Raw genomic sequence first — 17,624 nt, 5'->3', positions numbered from 1 at the left:
CGAGGTGCGCGGTACCGGGCGGTCAGGGCGACCGCCCGGCCTTGCGTCAGGCCGCGCCGGGGTTCTTGTTGAGGCCGATGAAGTCGCCGATGGCGGGGTTGGCGTCGAGGCGCACCTTGAATTCGATGCCGTCGACGTTCCAGCCTTCCTTCTGCGTGACGCGCGGGACCTTCACGCCGTTGCGGTAGGCGATGACGATGCCGCCGGCCGATGCCGGATCGGCAACGCCGTAGAACGCGGTGGCGCTGTGATCGTCGAGGCGCGGATCCTCGACCACTTCGAAGCGGCCGCGCACCAGGTTCGGCGTGGTGTTGTTGCGCGCCGTGGTGCCGACTTCGTACTCGCTGTTGAGGATGGTGCTGATCGTGCCGCCCAGACCGACCGGCGCCAGGACGTACTTCAGGCGCGCGCGAACGCGGGCGCCGGTGGTGTCCTTCTGCAGCGCCATCGCGCGGATCATCTTGTCGATGACGGCGGTGGTCGGCGCTTCGGCGGTCAGCAGGTTGCGATGGTCGGCGTGGAACAGCGCGATGCCGTCGGCGAGGACCGGGTTGCTGGTGATCAGGTGGAACACGCGATCGCCCAGGGCGGTGTGCACCGCCGCGCCCATCTTGAACGGCACGGTGTTGAACAGGCCGAGGTCGTCGTTGATGATCGCCTCGTCGGTGATCGAGAACATGCCGCCCAGCTTCTTCAGCTGGACTTCCTGACCCATGGTGGCGAACGTGCCGTACTCGTACTCGCCGCCCTCCGGCACTTCCTTGATACCGACGAAGTGGCCCAGGCCGACCAGCGTCTGCTTGCGGAAGTCAGGCACGCTGACGTCCTGCACGAACCGCTCGAACACTTCCGGCACGCTTTCGTAGCCGCGCATGACGCTGCGGTTGACGACATCGCCGGTCAGCTGCGGAAAGTCGCTGGACGTGTGCGTGATCGCGGCCTTGACCACGTCCAGCTGATCCATACCGCGGACGTTGACGCCGGCCGCGGCGGCGCACTCGCGGGCCATGTCGTAGAGCGACAGGCCGCGGAAGTGGTTGCCCGCCGCCTTGGCGTCGCCGTGGCCCATGCGCGCCTGGATGGCTTCGGCCATGCCGGCGCGGCGGTTCTCGCCGTCGTCGACGACCACGCCTTCACCCGCGTTGCCGCCCAGCGGACCGCGGCCCTTGGCGAGGATCGTCAGGATCTGCGCGTTGACATCGGCCGTGGTGATGGTGGGATCCGCCGCAGCGACGACGTTGTCGTAGAGCGCGCGGACTTCGGCGTTGCCGAAATGCGGCTCCGCGCTCGCCTTGATCTCGGCGTTGCGCGTCTGCATGGCCGCGATCGAATCGCGGACCGCGGCGCTGATCTGGTCCGGCGTCGGCGCACCGGTCGGGTTGTTCTGGGGCATGGATGTATCTCCGGTGGTGGTGACGGCCGTTGCCGCCTGTGCACCGGCAGGCGCCGGCGAATGGGGGGGCGACGCCGTGGCTGCTGCCGTGGCCGTCGCCGTTGGGGAACCGGGGACCGGCGCGCGCAGCGCGGCGGTGATCTGCCTCGCCAGACCGGGTGCACGCGCGACCAGGCCTTCGAGCAGCGCGTTCGCGGCGAGGGTGTCTTCCTCGGCGGGCGCGTCGTTGGTGTCGATCAGCTCGTCGCACAGGCCCGCGGCCAGCGCGTCTTCGGCCGTGTACCAGTAGTCCTTTCCGGCATCCCACATGGCATCGAACTCGCTGGCCGGGCGCCCGGTCTTGCGGGCATAGCTGCCGGACATAGCCTTGCCGAAGACATCGAGCGTGCTGGCGAACTCTTCGGACAGCTCGCGGATCTCGCGGGCGTTGCCGTCGATGTAGAGCGAGCCCCACGGCGCATGCTGGTCGCCGGCCGCGGCGATCAGCGAGGCGATGGAGCAGGCCACGCCGTCGACGGTGACATTGACCGTGACGCCTTCGCGCGCCTGGCGGCGCAACTCGTTATGGATGGCGACGCCGTCGCTGACGCTGCCGCCGTAGCTGTTGATACGCACTTCAATGGTTGTCGCGCCGCTGTCGCGCAGCGTGTCCACGACCGAGCGCGCGGTGACGGACTCGTCGTCCCACCAGCTGCTGCCGATGTCGCCGTAGATCATCACCTCGACGACGCCTGCCGCAGCGGCGAGCACGCGCATGCTGCCGGGCTTGGACGCGACGGGCGCCGGCGCTTTCGTGGACGCCGACGCAAGGGCCTCGCGCAGGCGCGAGGAAATGGGCTTGATGGTCAGGTCGGGCATCAGGTGTTCTCCGTGACGACAGCCGACACCACGTCGCGACGAAGGCGTGCGCGGGCTTCGGGATCGAGGGTCGGGGCCGGCGGGACGTTGCCGGTGTCTGTGAGCTGCTGCTGCCAGTCGCGCCGCTGGCGCAGGACTTCGTCCGGGTCGTTGCCGCGCAGCAGGATGTTCTGCTGCGGCGCGACCCAGCCGCGGTCCTCGGCCTCACCCATGGCGAGCGATTCCTTCATCGGGTCGATCCACGGCATGACCGGACGCACGTAGGTCGCAGCGCACAGCTCGTCGAGCGTCCAGCCGGCGGGCATGCGCACCTGGTTGGACAGCACGCACGCGACGACGAAGTCACGCCAGACCGGGCGGTTGATCGTTGCGATGTGGAACTCGCCGAGCGTCTGGTAGACGCCCCACTGCTCCACCAGCTCCTGCCGCTGCGAGGAATACGTGCCGCTGCTGTAATCGCGGGAGAGGCCGCTGTAGCTGACGAGCAGACCGCCTGATGCGGCGCGCAGCTGGCCGGAGCGGAACAGCTCGGTGTTGGGGTTCGGCCGCTTGCTGTCGATCAGCTCGATGCTTTCGCCGGGCAGCAGGTCGTCGGCGATCATGCCGGGGCGCATGGTCAGGGCGCGGTACTCGCGATCGCCCGACGGCAGCACGGTCTGGCCCACGATGTTCATGTCGCCGGCCGAAGCACCGCCGGTGTAAGCCGCCGCGTCGCCTTTCTTGATCTGCGCCGACAGCGAGGCCGCCACCTTCGCGGCGATGCGCTCGCTGTCCTCGTATTCCTTGATGTCGGCCAGACGCGTGATCACGCTGGCGAAGATGGACAGGCCACGCAGCTGGTGGATGCGGTCGGTCAGCGCGACGTGCCGCAGCTGGTCGGCGGAGACGCGCTTGGTCTCTGCGATCAACGTGGCGAAGCCGTCGCCCGGATGCGACTTGTACACGTGGTAAGCGACGGGCTCGCCCCAGGCGTTGGTTTCCACGCCCTGCCGGATGCGGCGCTCCAGGTCGTGCATGTCCAGCGGCACCATGTCCGCCTCGAGCATCTCGATCGAGAACGGAATGCCGGTGCCGTGGCGCAGGAAGGGCACCGGCCCGATCAGCGGCTGGTAGAACACCTCGCCATCGCGGTACAAGCTGCGGGCCAGCAGCTGCTGGCACTTGCCCCAGTCGTGGCGCTTGGTGACTTCCGGCCGGTCCCACCACGCATCCCAGAGCGTCTTGAGCTTCGCCGCCAGGTCGCGGTCGATCTCGCCGCCCGCTTTTCGCGGCGCGGGGATGACATCGATGCCGCTGCCGACCGTGTTCTGCTGCAGGATGTTGAGGGCGTTGCGCGCGATATCGTGGTCGCGCTCCAGACGGCGCGCCTCGGTGCGCAGCTGGCGCGCGTCCTGACCGACGATGCTGTTGGCGCTGCCCCAGTCGGACGCGCGCTTACGGTTACGCGACGGGCGCGTCGCCTCGTGCACCGACGACAGCACACGGATCTGCTGATCCTTCTTTGCGATGACCGCTTCCGCTTGCGCGGCCTGGACGCGCGCCGCGCGGTCGTTGTCGACGATGGCGAGGCGCTGACGCGCGACGGTGGCAGTCATGCGCGCCCACCGAAGTCTGCCTGCGAAAACCGGCCGCCGCGGCCAGTGGCGAACGCGGTCTCGCGATCGACGGCCGCCTGCAATTCGGAGATGGCCGTGCGCACCTGTTCCAGGTCCGCCCGCTGCAGCATCCGGTCGCCGATGCGCACCGACTGCCCGCGCAGAATCTGCGCTTCGGCGTCACGGTACAGCTGCAGGCGTTGCGCATTGATGCTGGGCATGGGGACATATGCTGGGCATCGGGCCGCGCCAAGTCTTGGCAAAACTTGGCGCGGCTGTTTTGCAAACTACTGATTCAAAAGGCGCAAAAAATGCGCCTGCGCCAAGTTCTGTCAAAGGTTGGCGCGCGCCGTCTTTTCAACCTGATTTTTGTGCTTTCGGAAGACCGCCGGGGAAGAGGCGCTGCAATGTTCTGGCAGAGATCCGGTGCTGCCGGCAGACGGCGCGCGGCGCCTCGCCTGCACGCAATGCGGCATCGATCTGTAGCAGGTCGTACTGCCTCGTAGGGGCGGGCACATAGAAGCGTTGCCCTGGGTGCTCGGCCTGCAGCCATGCCAGCACCGAGTTGGCGAACGGCAATGCGACCTGCTCCTGCACGCCGGTGCCATCGATGATGGCGCGCAGGATGTCACGGCGCATTCGCTCGGTGAGGTCGTTATCCCGATCAACGTCAGAAATTCCAGTCGCCATCGACTACGCCTCCCTTTGCGCGCCGCTTTTGTTGTGTTCCACGGGAATCCTCGATCGCACTCGCGGGCACTTGTTGATGCCGAACAGACGATGTTTCACGGGAATCATTCGCCGACGGGGCGTTGGGCGTGGCGCAGATGCGCAGCTCGACGGCGTCCCAGTCGGCCTTGGTGAACCGGTGCAAGCGCAGCTCCTGGTGATGCGTGGCGGCGTAGGCGTAGACCCAGGTGTCGAGCGGTTCGTTACGCGGCGCGCCGCGCTTTTTCTCGAACCGGTTCTTCGCGGGGTTGTAGGTTTCCGACACCAGGCCGCCGAGGTAGGACTGTTCCAGCTCATCGGACAGGTGGACCATGCGCGCGTCGACGGGCTTGTCGGCATCGGCCGACAGGCGGCTGTAGAGCAGATGCTTGATGCCCACTGTGCCGACGTGCTGGATATGCACGCCGCGCTTGTCCAGCTGGCCCCGCCAGTTCACGTCCTGCAGCTTCGCTTTCGATAGCACCGGTGCGTTGTTGGGCACGGCGCCGAAGATGCACAGCGGCCGCGCGATTCGGCGCTCGCGGACGAAGTGCTTGACGGCCTCGGTGCGGTGGCCACCGGCGTCGAGCGCGGTGGCCTGCACGCGGACCACGCCGCCACGCTCGTGCTCGATGGGCTTGTTGAGCAGATCGGTCAGCTTCGCCCAGACCTCCGGGTTGGCGGGGTCGCCGTCGAGCTCGACGTAATCGAGGATCCAGCAGGTCATGCCCCTGCCCCACCCGATGATCTGCACGGCCAGGCGGTTGTCCTGCGTGTCGACGCCCGCGGTCAGCACCAGGGCGCCGGCCGGCGCGACGCGCAGCTTGTAGGGCTCGACGCGATCGGCGATGACGTTGTGCTTGACCGCGCGCATCGCAGGGTCTTCCCACGCCTCCGCCAGCCGGTCGTTGATGAAGGTCTTCAGCTTGCCCGGGTCGACCTGTGCGTCGCGCCACATGTGCACAAGGTCGAGCCAGCGCGGGCCGAGGCCGAGCGGGTAGTACAGGCAGTTCGCCTGGTAGCCACGGATGCGCGCGTGCACGTCGCCGGTCGGGATCCACTGCCCGGCGGCGAGCAGCTGCGCCTTCTGGTGTTCCTCGATCACCACGCCGCACTCGCGGCAGACGTACCAGCAGCGCGAAGCGTCGGGCGTCCAGTGCAGGCCCGGCCATTCCAGCGGCTGCGCGTGCCCGCAGTCCGGACAGTTCACGTGGAACAGTCGCTTGTCGGACTTCTCCCACAGCATGGTCAATCGGCACAAGCCCATCAGCTCGGGCGTGCCGACCTTCAGACGCTTGTAAGTCGTCGGGAATGCCGAGTTGCGGCCGTCGAGCAGCGCTTCGGGATCGTCGCCGCCGCGCAGCAGGTTGGCGAAGCTGGAGAACTCGTCGCCCAGCGTGACTTTGACCGATGTCGACTTGAGGCGCACCGGGTTGCCGGCGTGCTCGATATACAGCTGGCCGCCCTGAAAATCCTTGAAGTGCCGGCGGTTGCTGGACTCGCGACTGGCGATGCTGGTGAGCACGCGCGAAACGGCGGGCGTGGATTCGATCAGCGGGCTGAGCTTCTGGTCGATCCACTTGTTCATCGACACTTCGCCCGGGAAGGCGACCATCACCGGGCCCGGGTCTTCGCACATCGTGTAGCCGAGGATGTTGGTCTCGATCTCGCTCTTGCCGAACTGGATGGGCAGGATGGCGACGACATCGCGCACCGGGCTGCGGGCGCTGAAGCAATCCATGATCTCGATCTGCAGCGGGTTGCGGCTGCTGCGCCACTGGCCGCCGATCGCGCTGCCCTTCTGCGACAGCACGCGATTGCGGTCTGCCCACTCGCTGACGCGCATGGGCTTGCGCGGCGCGATGGCGCGGGCGGCGGCCTGGTAGAGGGCAGCGGCGGTCATGCCGCCTTCCCCTTCGCGATGGAGTGAAGCTCGCGGGCGCATTCGTCGAGGGCGCTTTCGATCGCTTCGCCCAGCAGCGCGCCGACCTGTTCCTCGGTCTGTGCGGCGGCGAGCGAAGGCGCCAGGGTGGAGCGGAGGTTCTGTAGCCCGGTGCGCAGCGTGGTGATGGTGGTGGCCAGCGACGCGACGACCTCATCGATGACGAGCAGCGTGCCGAGTTCGATCTGCTCGTCGCGCAGGGCCTTGCGGGCGAGGGCCTCTTCCTTGTCGGCCTGGGCCTTGGCGCGGCGCCAGCCGTGGCTGCCAGTGATGCCGCCGGTCTGCGTGTCGTCGTCCTCGTCTTCGCCACTGTCCGCCGCGGGGGCGGTGACCTCGGCGCCGCGCGCTTCCGCGTGGCGCGCGACGACGCCGGCGCGGCTGGGATCGCGGGAGTCGGCGATGAGCTGCAGGCTCTCGGCCACACGCACGCGCTTGCCGTCGTCGGTCAGCACCAGCCGCCCAGCCTTGCGCAACTCGGTGACGTAGCCGGCCTTGACGCGCAGGTGGTCCGCGAACTCGCGGAAGCCCATGGTCTCGGCGGCGGTCTCGGCGGCGGTCACGCGGCGGGCTCCGAGCGGGACAGGCGCGCGGCCTCGGCCAGGTGATGGGCAGCGCGGCGTTCGCACGCCTCGCGGGACTCGTAGGGATTCAGCAGCGCGGTCTGGGCCGCCAGGCGGTGCGCCGCCGCAACCGCTGCGTCGCTGTGCCGCACCAGATCCAGCTGCCGACCGTCCGACTGCATCGAGGGGTCTCCATCCATTTTCTTTCGAGCAACGAGGGTGGGAAGGGACGCGCGCGAGGCGACACGGCTGTGCGGCGGGGCGTGCGGCCACCTGTGCGGGGAGCGAGGCCCGCGAACCCGCGCCACGTCGCGGCTGTGCGGCGTGTGCGGCCTGTGCGGGCATGCACCCACGTGCACGCGCGGGTGTACGCATGGGCGCAGGTGTGCGCATACGCCTACACGGGCGCGGTGGATTTGCCCGCACAGGCCGCACAACCCGCGTGGTTGCGCGGTTTCTGCCCGCACAGGTGCCCGCACGGCTGCCCGCACAGGCCGCACAGCGACGGGCGCGATCACGCCAGGCCCCCGCGGAAGTCGGCCATGGCGTTCTTCATCGTGAGGATCTGATCGCCCAGCCATTCGGTCTCGGCGATGCCTTCGGGCGGGCGGATGCCGAAGGTCAGCACCGACTTCGGATGCACGACGGTCTGGCCGTCGAGGTAACGCTTGCGCTCGGTCGCGTAGCCCCGTTTTCGCTCGAGCGTGTTGAGGAAGCGCTTCATCGGCGCGGGTTTCTCACCGATGGTGCTGCACCAGCGTTGGTAGATGGCGTACCAGTCCACCGTGAGGCCCGGCACGGGCTGCAGCTTGCCGATGTCACCGGTGATCAGGGCATCGGCGAACACCAGCGGCGTGTCGCGCGCCAGGCCCACCAGCGTGCGTTTGGCGAGCGTTTCAGGCGGGCGGGTGCCGGCGTGGAAGTCGCCTAGGTCGAGGTGCAGTAGATGCTCGTGCAGTGCTTCGATGCCGCCGGCGGCGATCTCTGCGCGGATGGCGGCGTAGTAGTCCGGCTTCTGCTCCGAGGGCGTCCAGATCACGCAGTGGCGCCGGTCGTCTTCCTCGAGGACGGCTGGCATGTCCTCGTTGGAGAGAAAGACCAGATTGCAGTGGTTGGCCTCGTCGTAGGCCGCAATGTGCTTCGGGTTGATGCGGATCTGGGTGCCGGTGATCAGCGTCTTGAGCTTGTTCTTCAACTCGAATCGGTGGGCCTGGGCGACGACCTCGTCGGCGATGAGGAACAGCTTCCGGCTGGCCCAGTCGTTGTGTTTGTCGACGAGGGCGTCCTGATCGAGGATGCGGCCGTACTTGCCGTAGATGCCCATCACGCATTCGAAGAACAGATTCTTGCCGGCGCCCTGCCCGCCGTGCACGACGATGGTGGTCTTCATCTTCGCGCCGGGGTGCTGGATGGGATAGGCCACCCAGCGCAGCACCCAGTTGAACAGCTCGTCGGAGCGGTTGCGCTCGTCGCTGCAGAGAAACCGCAGCAGGTCCAGCAGGCGCTCGCAGTTGCCGGCGCGCGGCGCGGTGGGCCAGCCGCTCCACAGGTTGCAGGTGATCGCGGGGTCGGTCTCGGCCGGATCGAAGCCGACTTCCTCCTGGCGGACGATGTCGCGCTCGGGATGCTCCATCCACGCCTTGTGCAGATCGGCGCGGATGCAGATGTTCCGCATGTCGGTGATCGGCAGCAGGCAGTGTTCCTTGCGATCGAACACCGCGCCGCCGGCGGCGTAGACCAGCGAGAACCGCGGCAGCAGCTCGCCGAGGTCTTGGATGGGGCGCAGCTTTCGGCCGTCCCCGCCCCCCGGGTTGGAGGAAGAAGGCGCGGCGCTCGGGGCACGCCACGACAGCGCCAGGATGCGGGCCTCGACCTGCGTGCGCACGACATGCAGCCCTTCGGTGGCGTGCAGGTCGTTGAAGTCGGAGATCTTGCGGCCGGTCTTGCGGTAGCGGTCCGCGCGCTCGGCTTCATCGGCGAAGATCGGCGCGACCCACGCGCCGTCGACCGCGATCGCCGCGTTGGTGCCGCTGGTGATGCCGGCGTTGGTCGCGCTGTGCGCCTCGTGGCAGTGCGGACACGTGACCGGGTCTTCGGTGAGCACGATGCGGCCGCGGCACTCGCGGTTCTGGCACTTCGCCAGGACGTCGTCGTCGGCGCAGATCAGGATCTTGGCGCGCTTGTAGCGCTTGCGCAGTGCGGTGGCGACAGGCTCCAGATTGCCGGCATCGAACGCGATCGCGACGGGATAGCCGGTGGCCTCGTGCAGCGTCGCGGCAGTGGCGTAGCCCTCGGCCACCAGAACGATCCAGTCGGGCGTGCCGACCAGGTGGAAGTGCCCTTTCTTGATCAGGCCGGCCGGCCAGAACTCCTTCGCGTGCCGGCCGCTGGCCTCGGCCTGTTTCGCGCTCCGAAGGAACTGCAGTCCGTGCAGGCGCCCACCGGTATCGAGCAGCGGCACGACGGCCGTGCCGTTGGGCGTGTAGCGCAGGCCGTGGCCGCGGACACCCTTCCCTGCCAGGTAGTCCGAGTCGGCATCGGGCAGCAGGCGGGCCCAGGCCGCGGTGGCGCGATGGGCGGCGCGTTCGGCCTGGCGCTTGCGCTCCTGCTCGAGCTTCCGGCGGTCGTCGGCCAGACGCTTCCGCAGTGTCTCGCGCTGCTCGTCGCTCAGCGCCGCGCCCTTCGACAGCGTGACCTTCTGCGCGTTGTTCTCGTTGCCCAGCCAGATGCCGTAGCTGCCGACGATGAGCATGTCGCCGGTGCTGGTCGGCATTTCGTACAGCCGGTACCAGCCGCGGCGCTCGCGCCCGCCGCCCTCGACGAGGCACCGGATGGGGCGCGGGGTACCGATTTCGAGGCGCTCGACCAGCAGACCCGCCGAGCGCAGTTGGTTCAGGACAACATCGAGGTTCGAGGCCATTTCAGTAACTCTCGACCCCACTGACTACGCGGCTTTCGCGCGTCTGATTACCCGCGTCGAAGGCGGCCCAGGAGGACCCGCGCCCGGCTCTCTTAACAATTCGTTCAGCGTCGTGAGAACGCGCGAAGGGGGTCGCGAAAACGCGGTCGATCTCCACCACCAAGGGGTGCGGGGAGCGGATCACGCGCGCGCGGCCGCCCGCCGCTGTTGCTTGAGCGCACGAAGCGCCGCGACATGGCGGCGCTGGGCGATGCGCGCCTCGTAGGCGAGCCGCTTGATTTCCTTCCGCAGCACTGCATCAGGCAGGCCGCGGTATGCCTCGACCAAGTTGGGCACGGTCAGTCGCTGCAGGTGCCGGGCAACAGTGGCATCTGCCGTGCACGCGTCGCCTCGATACGCCGCTGCTCCAGCTCCGCCAGCATCTCGTCCGACGTGCGCCCGATCGGCGGTGCCGTCAGTGCTTCCATCGCCTCCTGCAAGCAGCGCATCGAGGCCGCATTCGGTGGCCGGTGTGTCGCGGATTCCCGATGGCCGCGTGGCAGTCCCATGGCTCACCTGCGCCTCCATGCGGCCTGGTGCACGCCACGGGCTTCCTCGTCGTTCGCACACGGCACGCACAGCCGCGCGCCCATCTGCGTGCGCAAGGCCGAGATCGGCATGCCGCAGTCCAGCTGTTCGCAATGCGTGAGGCCCGGTCGCCCGTTCGCCTGCACACGCGCGCGATGCTCCAGCGCGTTCGCCATCTGGCGTTCGGTCATGTCCTGCACGCGGTCGGCGTCATCGGCCATCGGTATCGTCCCCCTGCTCGCCCACGCGCTTGGCGTCGGGCTGGTTCTGCGCATCGGCATTGCGCCGCACGCCTGTCATCACGAAGGCCAGATAGCCTTCCTCGCCCGTGTCGTAGGGCTGCGGGTCAGTCATGCGCCAGCACCTGCCGCGCCACGCGCAACACGTTGCGCTCCATGCGATGGGCAGTCTTGCGCAGCGCACGCAGCTCCTTCGCCAATGCATTGGCCTCGTCCGGCGAGACCTTGCCGTCCATCAATGCACCCAGCGTGGTGCCCGACAGATTGCCGGCCAGCTGGCTGATGCTCAGCACCTTGTCGCGCATGGCCGTCAGCTCGCAGGCCCAGCCGTTCTCCGGCGCGGGCGGCGTGAAATCCACTGCGCCACCGAACCGAACCGCCAATGCCTGGATCCAGTCGGTCGCAAACCCGTCCGTCCCTGCCCGCTCCTGCATCCACTCGGTCAGCAGTTCCGCCATTTCCATCGACAGCGACTCGCCTTCCAGGCCGCGCAGCTTCTTGCGCAGCGACTCGGTGGCGATCGCCTTGCCGCGACGCGCGGTCAGATACCCGGCCGCATCCTTCAGGCCACCCGGCGTGTTGCGCACGGCGTTGTACAGCGCATCCCGCCAGTCGATGTCCGAGTAGCGGCACGTCATCGCGCGCCACCCTGATCGGTGCCGCGGATCAGCGTGGCGACGGTACCCGCGCTGCCGGACGATGGCCGGCTATGGACATCCGATTCAGCGCCCTGCGCCACTTCGACATCCGCACCGGCATCGGCGCGCCGGTCGCCGTGTTCTTCACTGCCCGGACCGACGTCGTCGTTGGCGGCGGGCGTGGCAATCGAACCGAACAGGTCAGGCCGCTTCAACGCCGCCTGCATCTCGCGGAATTCGGGGATGCGCGCATCGTCGCTGCCCCACTGGTGGACCGCCGACTGGCTGATGCCGAAGAACCGGGCAATCGCGGCATCGGTTGCCGGCCGGCCCGTCTCGTCGGCGAGCCCTGAGCGGAGCACTGTCTTTGTGAGCTTGATCATGGTGGCGCCGATCTTAAGTCCTCTAAAGTCTCAAAGTAAACCCCCCTCAAGTCGGCGGCGCTTAAGCTGCCTTATGACTTCCGGATCCCTCGGTACTCGGCTGAAAGCGGCGCTCGAGCGCGCCGGGCGCAAGCCCGTGGACGTCGCCCGAGCCGCGGGCACGACCGAAGCCACCATCCACAACTGGATCAACGACAAGGTCGTCGTCGAGCACGTCAAGGCGAAGATGCTGTGGAAGATCGCCCAGGCCGCGCAGATCGAGCCCTTCGAGCTGCTGCTGGGCGAGCCGGCGAAGGTCACCCACCTGCACGAGAGCAAAGCCGGCTACGCCCCGTCGCAGGATTTGCAACGCGACGTTCTGACACTCGCCTTCCAGTTGGTCGAGGAAGCGCTGCAAGGGCGCACCCAGACTCCCGAGAAGAGGGCCGAGATGGTGCAGATCTGCCACGAACTCCTCGTCGAGGGATTACCCAGGGCAACGGTGCTGAGACTGGCACGCGCCGTCGCCTGATCATTCAGGGGGTGGCACCATGCGCGAGAACGCGTTGCAGCAACGAGTCAGCAGGCTACGAGAGCTGATCAAGGACGCCAGCGACAGGCCGGCGGACACATTGCCGGCGATGCCGGTCGACGAATCAGACGCCTGGAAGCGCTTCAACGCCTTCGTGCAGAACGACCCCCTGCCCTGCAGCGACATCAGCGAGGGCGCAATCGCCATGCGCGAGATCAACCGCATTGCGATCAGCTACGGTTGGACACGGGAAATACAGCGGTTTCTGGACCGCGAGCGCGTCAGCAGCCTGAGCGCGCTCGACGAGACGCAGCTGCAAGAGCTGCACGAGCGCATGACCACGCTCGAGGATTGCGCCCAGCACGGGTGCGACTCACCGGACGCACCCGCCGCACGCTGACCTACTCGGCCGGCTGTTCCGCCTGACGGCGAATCTCTTCCTCAGCGCGCTGTCGTTCGGCAGCGCACTGCTGACGCGCCGACGCCATCTGCGAATCGGCCGCAAGCTGGTCACGCGAGATCGACTCGCGCAGCGCGCTGATCTGGTTGCGCAAGCCGGTGCTCCACGTCGCACCGGCCAGGTTGTTGTTCGCGCGTGCCAGGTTGGCGTTCAAGCCGGCGATCTGCTGCTCCTGCGATGCCTTCCGCGCCTGGAATGGCCGGTAGATGTCTGCCTCCTGACGTGCGACGCAGTTGCGCTCGCGAATCGCTGCACCGGATAGGGCGGTCGAGCGCGCGATCGCGGCGTAGTTGCTGCTCTCCGAACCGGCCGGAGCCGCGGTCGGGCCCGCGCGTACCTGCACTTCCGTCGCGTTGGCGCCGCAGGGCTGCTGCGCGTACACGGTCGAACCATCCGCCGCCTTGCACTTGTAGACCTGAGCCGCGGCGTCCTGCGCGAAGCCAGCGGCTAGCCCTGCCAGCACCAGCCCGATTGCCACTCGCGTTGCGTCCATGCGTCACCCCTGTGTGTGGTCGTCGCACCATTGTCCGACAAATAAACTTCATCACGCTTGACTTCGTTCTTTAGCTTGCTAAAGTCCGCATCGTCCCATCACGGGACAGCGGCCGGCGGGTCGCCTGCCGGTCCCTCCCCTGACCGGCAACACGGGGCCACCCCTCCCCGGCGATCCGCCCGCCGCTTTCATCTCACCGATGGAGGCGTGCATGTTCGACATCCTCAACTCCGGCAGCTTCTGGATCGGCGCGTTCGCCGGCCTGCTGGCCGCGTTCCTGCTGCTGGTGCTGGCCTACGCGCTCGAGCGCATCGAGAACAGCCGCCACACCGGCACCACCGGCAGCTACATCGCGCCGGCTATGCCCGCCCCCGCACCGCAGCCGTGGGGCCACAACGACCACACCCGCAGCGCCCGCGCCGACCTGCGGAGCGCGCCGCGATGACCGCCCTCACCGACGCCCTGCGCTCGCACTACATCGCCAGCGTCGCCACCGGCCGCTTCGACGGCGACGGCCTGGACAAGCTGCTGGCCGAGGTCGAAGCCGCGCAGCACCGCTGCCTGCCGATGGCGCGCGTGGAGTGCATCACCGCGAGCCGCGCCGACGTCGCAGCGGCCTTCGAGGACGCGACGCCCGAGATCCTCAAGGCCAACGCCGACCTCCCTCAGCCCGAACACGACACCCACGTCCGCGCGATGGAAGCGCGGGAGGCGGCGCACCGTGGCTGAGCAGCAGACCGGCCTGGTCATCCGCCTCGACAGCGTGCGCCTGGCGCTGTGGGCCAACCAGCACCAGGGCCGCGACGAGCCCCGCGAGCGCGTGATCGCACGCGTCATCGCCGACACGCGCGATGGCTTCCACCAGTACCCGCCGCCCACGCCGCGGCATGCAACGGGCGCCCACGCATGACAGCGACCAACCGCACCGCCCAGCAGCAGTTGCAGGCGCACGTGCGAGAGACGACCGGCACGCGCACGTATCGACAGCGCCGGCGTGCCGCGGGCATGGCCCGCATGGCGATCGCGATCGCGCTTCTCGTCCTGCTCGCCGCCACGCGCCTCTGACCTCACACCCACATGCCGGCGCGTGCCGGCAGGAGACATCCCGATGCCCCGCTCGGAGTTCACCCCGCAGATCCGCGCCGCACTGCTCGCTGCCGCGGCGTCGCCCACCCATCGCCTGCGCCGCTGCAAGGGCGGCTTCGTCGCGCCGCCCTCTGCCAACGTGCGCACGGGCGGAACCGCCCAGGTCACCGTCGTGACACGCCGCACCGTGCTCCGCCTGCAGCGCGACGGCCTGCTGCAGTTCGACGACGGCACCGAGTTCGCCACCAGCGTCATCCTCACCCGCGAAGGCATCGAGGCCGCCGAGCAGCTGGCCGCGCAGGCGGGTGCGGCATGAGGACGAAACCCACCGGCAAGCCCGGCATCCGCAACGGCCGCACCGCGCGCATCCACGCGTACCTGCGCCAGTCCGCCGAGCCGCTCACCGTGCGCGAGATCTGCAACGCCATCGATCCCGAAGGCGCGATCGATCCCACCAACACCGCCCTCATCCGCATGTCGAAATGCGGCTACGTCGACAAGATCGGACACGGCAAGGGCAACGTCCGCTATCGCCTGGGCGCAGTGGCGTTGCCCGGCGCCAAGCACGAGGCGACGCACGTCACCGCGCCCGCCGTACCGGCATCGCAACGCCTGGATACCACGCCGCCCAAGCCGCTGCGCACCAACTTCCAGCTGGCGCCAGCCGCCACGTCCATCCCCGAGGCCAACGTCGCCAACAGCGCCCGCATCGCAGCGGATATCGCTGCATTCGAAGCCCGCGGCGGCCGCATCCAGCGCCTGGGCGTCACCCAACTGTTCCGCCAATCCCGAGCCGCCAATGACTGACATCACCGCACTGAACACGATCAGCGGCCCCGAGCTGCTGGACCAGCTCGCTGACGCCGAATCGACGACCGGCCACCACATCAACGCCGCGCACTACCGCGAGCGCGCCCTGCAGTGGGCTGCCGACCAGCGCCGGATCGCCGAGCTGGAAGCCGAGAACACCGCCCTCGATCAGCGGCTGCGGAAAGCCTCCGCAGCACTGGCCGCGTAACCGCGCGCCCCGCACAGGAGCAACTCATGGAAACGATCACGCACCCCGCCACGTGCAACGCGCACTGGGCCAATGGTCCGACACCGGCATGCGACGAACACGCACAGGGAATCGTTGCGCTCGGCAGGTTCATGGGCTTGCACGTGCCGCTGACGAAGCTCGAGCAGCCGGCCAACTGCGCGAACTGCGTCAACGAGGACAAAAACACCGGAGCCGCACGATGAACGCATGCGACCTGTTCGACCCAGCGCGCCTTCCCGCTCGCGACGAAGACGGCCGACTGACGCACCCGGATATCCGCCTGGTGGTGTTCGTCGAAGACGAGGTCGACGTCGCCCCGTTCTTCAACGGCGCGGGGCTGGAGCTTCGCTCTGTCGCGCACGAATGGCCAGAAGACGATCACGACGGCGTCGACCTCTCGTGGGTGACGCCGGAGCCGCCAGAAGGTGACGACTGGCGGCTGGTCAGCATCCACGACAACGAGGACGGCGAAGCCATCGTGTGGTGGACGCGCTACATCGGCCCGGCCTCGTCGACGGCCCGCATCGTCCGCGCACGCATGATCGACGGCGTGCACGTGATCGTTGCCCAGCCCGCGTCCCGCCTTCTGCCCGACCAGCTGCTGGTGCGCTACGACGATTACCTCGCCGCGACGAAGCCTGCTGCAGTCGCCGGGGATGAGTCGGCCGCGTTCGATGCGTGGTTCCGGAGCGAGCAAGGCAAGGAGTACGACGGTATGTGGTCCTTCGCCCGCGCCGCATGGATGCATCGCGCCGCCCTGTCCGCCGCCCCTGCCGCGCCCATTCCGACCCCGCAGCAGATTTCCGACTACCTCGCCATGTGCGAGCGAATCGGGCAGAAGGTCGCCGCGCGCGCCCCGGTGGCCGGTGATGCTGTGGCCGCGCTGCCGCTGCCTGATTCGTTCGCGCGGGTCTGTTCCGATGGCTACTGGCTACTGCGCGTCAACGGGACCGAGCGTTTCGATGTCCACGATCCCCGCTATACCAGCGCGCAAGAGGTCTACAGCGCGGAGCAGATGCGGGCTTACGCGGACGCCGCCCGCGCGCAAGACGGCGCATCGCAGGCTGGTGCGGCTAGGGGTGTGCCAGATGCTGTGCAGTGCGATCAGATCGTCGTCACCGACTGGACGGGTCCGCGGAAATGCTCTTTCAATGCGATGCCGGGCGACACGCTCTGCAAGCGCCACCGAGCAACAGCGGCAGCCACCGGATACGCCGCCGCGCCGATGCCGGCCGAGGAGCGGGAGGTGCGCCGTGACTGACTTCGACACCCTGCGCATTGTGATCGCCGAGATCCTCGCCGCGCCACACGGCCACCGCTGGACGCTGCAGGGCTTCGGCATGCTGCGCCTCCACATGGGATGCGACATGCGCCTGCACGCGCGGTCGCCGGACCACGCGGTGCCGAACGTCAGCACGATCCACGACCACCTCCAGTGGGGCCTGACTTCGCTGGTGATCTGCGGCAACGTCGAGAACCGCATCTTCCGCGAGTGGCACGACGGCGCGATGGATTCGCGTCGGATGCATGGCGTCGTGCTGAAGCCAGGCGTGGGCACCGCGTTCAAGTCCGAGCGTTTCGACACCAGCCTGAAACTCGCATCCCGCCGCGAGTACACGGCCGGCGAGCGATACAGCCAAGAGCCGTCGGTCATCCACGAGTCGGTGCCGATGCCCGGCACGGTGACTCTGATGCAGAAGCGGCCCACACAGGATGAGTCGGCGCGTGTCTTCTGGCCGCACGGCCAGGACTGGGTCAGCGCCGAACCGCGAGCAGCCACCGCCGACGAGATCAGCGCGATCACCAAGCAGGCGCTGGAGGTGCTGGCAGGCGAGCTGTCGTATCCAGATCCAAGCCGGGCGTTGAACCATGCGTGACGCCCCGACCATGCATCCCTACATCGGCTGGGCTGGCGATCGTAGCGAAGGCGCCGTGCTGGTCTTCGCTCGCGAGGCGCGCGCCGCCAAGCCGGTGGCGTTCGGCCTGCTGATGGGCTGGTCGGATGTCGACTACACCGATGTGCGCGTGCGGCGCCTGTGCACCCACGTCGACCACCTGATGACGCACGCCCGCCCGAAGATGTTGACCGCCGGCCTCGCTCACGGCACCGACGACATCCCCGGCTGCACCGACTGTCACAGCTGGACCGCGCCGACCGACGAAGATGGCCGCTGCGCCACGTGCGCCGCCCACCTGCCGAACGCCGACTGATGCATGCCTCCCTTGGCAGCA

Annotated in this window: 28 protein-coding genes; 14 read left to right on the top strand and 14 right to left on the bottom strand. The window is 68.3% G+C overall.

Going from position 1 to position 17,624, the window contains the following annotated elements; genetic code table 11:
• Positions 1–46: 46 nt before the first annotated feature.
• The 13 genes from CJ022_RS12600 to CJ022_RS12555 form a co-directional block, all read right to left on the bottom strand.
• The gene (locus CJ022_RS12600; protein WP_101926996.1) at positions 47–2,251 is read right to left on the bottom strand and encodes a ClpP-like prohead protease/major capsid protein fusion protein; all 2,205 of its coding nucleotides are present in this window, start codon (positions 2,249–2,251) and stop codon (positions 47–49) included.
• Positions 2,251–3,846 carry a phage portal protein gene (locus CJ022_RS12595; RefSeq protein ID WP_101926995.1) on the bottom strand — a complete coding sequence of 532 codons (1,596 nt, stop codon included), beginning with the start codon at positions 3,844–3,846 and terminating at the stop codon, positions 2,251–2,253. Before CJ022_RS12595 ends, CJ022_RS12600 begins: the two co-directional genes overlap by 1 nt.
• Entirely contained in the window at positions 3,843–4,067 is a 225-nt protein-coding gene (locus CJ022_RS12590; protein ID WP_101926994.1) for a primosomal replication protein PriB/PriC domain protein, read from the bottom strand. Before CJ022_RS12590 ends, CJ022_RS12595 begins: the two co-directional genes overlap by 4 nt.
• 136 nt (positions 4,068–4,203) lie before the next feature.
• Positions 4,204–4,536 (bottom strand): hypothetical protein, encoded by a 333-nt coding sequence (locus CJ022_RS12585; RefSeq protein ID WP_143703964.1) that lies wholly within the window; start codon positions 4,534–4,536, stop codon positions 4,204–4,206.
• Positions 4,517–6,457 carry a phage terminase large subunit family protein gene (locus CJ022_RS12580; protein ID WP_101926992.1) on the bottom strand — a complete coding sequence of 647 codons (1,941 nt, stop codon included), beginning with the start codon at positions 6,455–6,457 and terminating at the stop codon, positions 4,517–4,519. The genes CJ022_RS12585 and CJ022_RS12580 overlap by 20 nt, the downstream gene beginning before the upstream one ends.
• On the bottom strand, positions 6,454–7,056 hold the full coding sequence (locus CJ022_RS12575) for a hypothetical protein (protein ID WP_101926991.1): 603 nt from the start codon (positions 7,054–7,056) through the stop codon (positions 6,454–6,456). Before CJ022_RS12575 ends, CJ022_RS12580 begins: the two co-directional genes overlap by 4 nt.
• Positions 7,053–7,238, bottom strand: coding sequence for a hypothetical protein (locus CJ022_RS12570; protein WP_101926990.1), 186 nt, complete (start codon positions 7,236–7,238; stop codon positions 7,053–7,055). Before CJ022_RS12570 ends, CJ022_RS12575 begins: the two co-directional genes overlap by 4 nt.
• Positions 7,239–7,570: 332 nt before the next feature.
• On the bottom strand, positions 7,571–9,976 hold the full coding sequence (locus CJ022_RS12565) for a DUF5906 domain-containing protein (RefSeq protein ID WP_101926989.1): 2,406 nt from the start codon (positions 9,974–9,976) through the stop codon (positions 7,571–7,573).
• Positions 9,977–10,156: 180 nt separating this feature from the next.
• The gene (locus CJ022_RS17115) at positions 10,157–10,312 is read right to left on the bottom strand and encodes a hypothetical protein (protein ID WP_158238417.1); all 156 of its coding nucleotides are present in this window, start codon (positions 10,310–10,312) and stop codon (positions 10,157–10,159) included.
• Between the two features lie 2 nt (positions 10,313–10,314).
• Positions 10,315–10,443, bottom strand: coding sequence for a hypothetical protein (locus CJ022_RS17655; protein WP_255407571.1), 129 nt, complete (start codon positions 10,441–10,443; stop codon positions 10,315–10,317).
• A gap of 84 nt (positions 10,444–10,527) precedes the next feature.
• Positions 10,528–10,764 (bottom strand): TraR/DksA C4-type zinc finger protein, encoded by a 237-nt coding sequence (locus CJ022_RS12560; RefSeq protein ID WP_101926988.1) that lies wholly within the window; start codon positions 10,762–10,764, stop codon positions 10,528–10,530.
• Positions 10,754–10,897, bottom strand: coding sequence for a hypothetical protein (locus tag CJ022_RS17110; protein WP_158238416.1), 144 nt, complete (start codon positions 10,895–10,897; stop codon positions 10,754–10,756). The genes CJ022_RS12560 and CJ022_RS17110 overlap by 11 nt, the downstream gene beginning before the upstream one ends.
• The gene (locus CJ022_RS12555; protein ID WP_101926987.1) at positions 10,890–11,420 is read right to left on the bottom strand and encodes a hypothetical protein; all 531 of its coding nucleotides are present in this window, start codon (positions 11,418–11,420) and stop codon (positions 10,890–10,892) included. The genes CJ022_RS17110 and CJ022_RS12555 overlap by 8 nt, the downstream gene beginning before the upstream one ends.
• A gap of 71 nt (positions 11,421–11,491) precedes the next feature.
• Here CJ022_RS12555 and CJ022_RS17105 point away from each other — a divergent pair, with 71 nt between their 5' ends.
• From CJ022_RS17105 to CJ022_RS12540, 3 genes are all read left to right on the top strand, one after another.
• Positions 11,492–11,773 (top strand): hypothetical protein, encoded by a 282-nt coding sequence (locus CJ022_RS17105; RefSeq protein WP_158238415.1) that lies wholly within the window; start codon positions 11,492–11,494, stop codon positions 11,771–11,773.
• Positions 11,774–11,876: 103 nt separating this feature from the next.
• On the top strand, positions 11,877–12,314 hold the full coding sequence (locus CJ022_RS12545; RefSeq protein WP_143703963.1) for a helix-turn-helix domain-containing protein: 438 nt from the start codon (positions 11,877–11,879) through the stop codon (positions 12,312–12,314).
• Between the two features lie 19 nt (positions 12,315–12,333).
• A complete protein-coding gene (locus tag CJ022_RS12540) occupies positions 12,334–12,714 on the top strand; it encodes a hypothetical protein (RefSeq protein WP_101926985.1) in 381 nt (126 codons plus the stop codon).
• Position 12,715: 1 nt separating this feature from the next.
• Here the strand turns inward: CJ022_RS12540 and CJ022_RS12535 are convergent, their stop codons facing one another.
• Complete coding sequence (locus CJ022_RS12535; RefSeq protein ID WP_101926984.1) at positions 12,716–13,267, bottom strand: DUF4124 domain-containing protein; 552 nt, start codon at positions 13,265–13,267, stop codon at positions 12,716–12,718.
• A gap of 211 nt (positions 13,268–13,478) precedes the next feature.
• On the opposite strand from CJ022_RS12535, the gene CJ022_RS12530 reads away from it, so the two are divergent.
• The 11 genes from CJ022_RS12530 to CJ022_RS12490 are packed head-to-tail and all read left to right on the top strand — an operon-like array spanning position 13,479 to position 17,603.
• The gene (locus CJ022_RS12530; RefSeq protein ID WP_143703962.1) at positions 13,479–13,712 is read left to right on the top strand and encodes a hypothetical protein; all 234 of its coding nucleotides are present in this window, start codon (positions 13,479–13,481) and stop codon (positions 13,710–13,712) included.
• A complete protein-coding gene (locus CJ022_RS12525; protein WP_101926982.1) occupies positions 13,709–13,996 on the top strand; it encodes a hypothetical protein in 288 nt (95 codons plus the stop codon). Before CJ022_RS12530 ends, CJ022_RS12525 begins: the two co-directional genes overlap by 4 nt.
• Positions 13,989–14,177: a hypothetical protein gene (locus CJ022_RS12520; protein WP_101926981.1), complete on the top strand. Its 189-nt coding sequence runs from the start codon at positions 13,989–13,991 to the stop codon at positions 14,175–14,177. The genes CJ022_RS12525 and CJ022_RS12520 overlap by 8 nt, the downstream gene beginning before the upstream one ends.
• Positions 14,174–14,332, top strand: coding sequence for a hypothetical protein (locus CJ022_RS17100; protein WP_158238414.1), 159 nt, complete (start codon positions 14,174–14,176; stop codon positions 14,330–14,332). The genes CJ022_RS12520 and CJ022_RS17100 overlap by 4 nt, the downstream gene beginning before the upstream one ends.
• Before the next feature lie 43 nt (positions 14,333–14,375).
• Positions 14,376–14,669: a hypothetical protein gene (locus tag CJ022_RS12515; RefSeq protein ID WP_101926980.1), complete on the top strand. Its 294-nt coding sequence runs from the start codon at positions 14,376–14,378 to the stop codon at positions 14,667–14,669.
• Entirely contained in the window at positions 14,666–15,160 is a 495-nt protein-coding gene (locus CJ022_RS12510) for a hypothetical protein (RefSeq protein WP_101926979.1), read from the top strand. The genes CJ022_RS12515 and CJ022_RS12510 overlap by 4 nt, the downstream gene beginning before the upstream one ends.
• Entirely contained in the window at positions 15,153–15,371 is a 219-nt protein-coding gene (locus CJ022_RS12505; RefSeq protein WP_101926978.1) for a hypothetical protein, read from the top strand. The genes CJ022_RS12510 and CJ022_RS12505 overlap by 8 nt, the downstream gene beginning before the upstream one ends.
• Before the next feature lie 26 nt (positions 15,372–15,397).
• Entirely contained in the window at positions 15,398–15,595 is a 198-nt protein-coding gene (locus CJ022_RS16830) for a hypothetical protein (protein WP_143703961.1), read from the top strand.
• Positions 15,592–16,653, top strand: coding sequence for a hypothetical protein (locus CJ022_RS12500; protein ID WP_101926977.1), 1,062 nt, complete (start codon positions 15,592–15,594; stop codon positions 16,651–16,653). Before CJ022_RS16830 ends, CJ022_RS12500 begins: the two co-directional genes overlap by 4 nt.
• A complete protein-coding gene (locus CJ022_RS12495; RefSeq protein ID WP_101926976.1) occupies positions 16,646–17,269 on the top strand; it encodes a hypothetical protein in 624 nt (207 codons plus the stop codon). Before CJ022_RS12500 ends, CJ022_RS12495 begins: the two co-directional genes overlap by 8 nt.
• On the top strand, positions 17,262–17,603 hold the full coding sequence (locus CJ022_RS12490; RefSeq protein ID WP_101926975.1) for a hypothetical protein: 342 nt from the start codon (positions 17,262–17,264) through the stop codon (positions 17,601–17,603). The genes CJ022_RS12495 and CJ022_RS12490 overlap by 8 nt, the downstream gene beginning before the upstream one ends.
• Positions 17,604–17,624 lie beyond the last annotated feature (21 nt).

The sequence above is a fragment of the Luteimonas rhizosphaerae genome (genome assembly GCF_002849595.1).
In the GTDB taxonomy this organism is placed as follows: Bacteria; Pseudomonadota; Gammaproteobacteria; order Xanthomonadales; family Xanthomonadaceae; genus Luteimonas; species Luteimonas cellulosilyticus.
This window is presented reverse-complemented; position numbering and strand designations above follow the sequence as displayed.

Bases quoted from the DNA above. Each gene is read 5' to 3' on its own strand.
- CJ022_RS12500 (WP_101926977.1), top strand. From the start codon at position 15,592: ATGAACGCATGCGACCTGTTCGACCCAGCGCGCCTTCCCGCTCGCGAC.
- CJ022_RS17100 (WP_158238414.1), top strand. From the start codon at position 14,174: ATGACAGCGACCAACCGCACCGCCCAGCAGCAGTTGCAGGCGCACGTG.
- CJ022_RS16830 (WP_143703961.1), top strand. From the start codon at position 15,398: ATGGAAACGATCACGCACCCCGCCACGTGCAACGCGCACTGGGCCAAT.
- CJ022_RS12540 (WP_101926985.1), top strand. From the start codon at position 12,334: ATGCGCGAGAACGCGTTGCAGCAACGAGTCAGCAGGCTACGAGAGCTG.
- CJ022_RS12580 (WP_101926992.1), bottom strand. From the start codon at position 6,457: ATGACCGCCGCTGCCCTCTACCAGGCCGCCGCCCGCGCCATCGCGCCG.
- CJ022_RS12570 (WP_101926990.1), bottom strand. From the start codon at position 7,238: ATGCAGTCGGACGGTCGGCAGCTGGATCTGGTGCGGCACAGCGACGCA.
- CJ022_RS12525 (WP_101926982.1), top strand. From the start codon at position 13,709: ATGACCGCCCTCACCGACGCCCTGCGCTCGCACTACATCGCCAGCGTC.
- CJ022_RS12595 (WP_101926995.1), bottom strand. From the start codon at position 3,846: ATGACTGCCACCGTCGCGCGTCAGCGCCTCGCCATCGTCGACAACGAC.
- CJ022_RS17110 (WP_158238416.1), bottom strand. From the start codon at position 10,897: ATGACTGACCCGCAGCCCTACGACACGGGCGAGGAAGGCTATCTGGCC.
- CJ022_RS17105 (WP_158238415.1), top strand. From the start codon at position 11,492: ATGGACATCCGATTCAGCGCCCTGCGCCACTTCGACATCCGCACCGGC.
- CJ022_RS17655 (WP_255407571.1), bottom strand. From the start codon at position 10,443: ATGGAAGCACTGACGGCACCGCCGATCGGGCGCACGTCGGACGAGATG.
- CJ022_RS12515 (WP_101926980.1), top strand. From the start codon at position 14,376: ATGCCCCGCTCGGAGTTCACCCCGCAGATCCGCGCCGCACTGCTCGCT.
- CJ022_RS12565 (WP_101926989.1), bottom strand. From the start codon at position 9,976: ATGGCCTCGAACCTCGATGTTGTCCTGAACCAACTGCGCTCGGCGGGT.
- CJ022_RS12505 (WP_101926978.1), top strand. From the start codon at position 15,153: ATGACTGACATCACCGCACTGAACACGATCAGCGGCCCCGAGCTGCTG.
- CJ022_RS12600 (WP_101926996.1), bottom strand. From the start codon at position 2,251: ATGCCCGACCTGACCATCAAGCCCATTTCCTCGCGCCTGCGCGAGGCC.
- CJ022_RS12510 (WP_101926979.1), top strand. From the start codon at position 14,666: ATGAGGACGAAACCCACCGGCAAGCCCGGCATCCGCAACGGCCGCACC.
- CJ022_RS12545 (WP_143703963.1), top strand. From the start codon at position 11,877: ATGACTTCCGGATCCCTCGGTACTCGGCTGAAAGCGGCGCTCGAGCGC.
- CJ022_RS12590 (WP_101926994.1), bottom strand. From the start codon at position 4,067: ATGCCCAGCATCAATGCGCAACGCCTGCAGCTGTACCGTGACGCCGAA.
- CJ022_RS12490 (WP_101926975.1), top strand. From the start codon at position 17,262: ATGCGTGACGCCCCGACCATGCATCCCTACATCGGCTGGGCTGGCGAT.
- CJ022_RS12535 (WP_101926984.1), bottom strand. From the start codon at position 13,267: ATGGACGCAACGCGAGTGGCAATCGGGCTGGTGCTGGCAGGGCTAGCC.
- CJ022_RS12555 (WP_101926987.1), bottom strand. From the start codon at position 11,420: ATGACGTGCCGCTACTCGGACATCGACTGGCGGGATGCGCTGTACAAC.
- CJ022_RS12530 (WP_143703962.1), top strand. From the start codon at position 13,479: ATGTTCGACATCCTCAACTCCGGCAGCTTCTGGATCGGCGCGTTCGCC.
- CJ022_RS12560 (WP_101926988.1), bottom strand. From the start codon at position 10,764: ATGGCCGATGACGCCGACCGCGTGCAGGACATGACCGAACGCCAGATG.
- CJ022_RS12585 (WP_143703964.1), bottom strand. From the start codon at position 4,536: ATGGCGACTGGAATTTCTGACGTTGATCGGGATAACGACCTCACCGAG.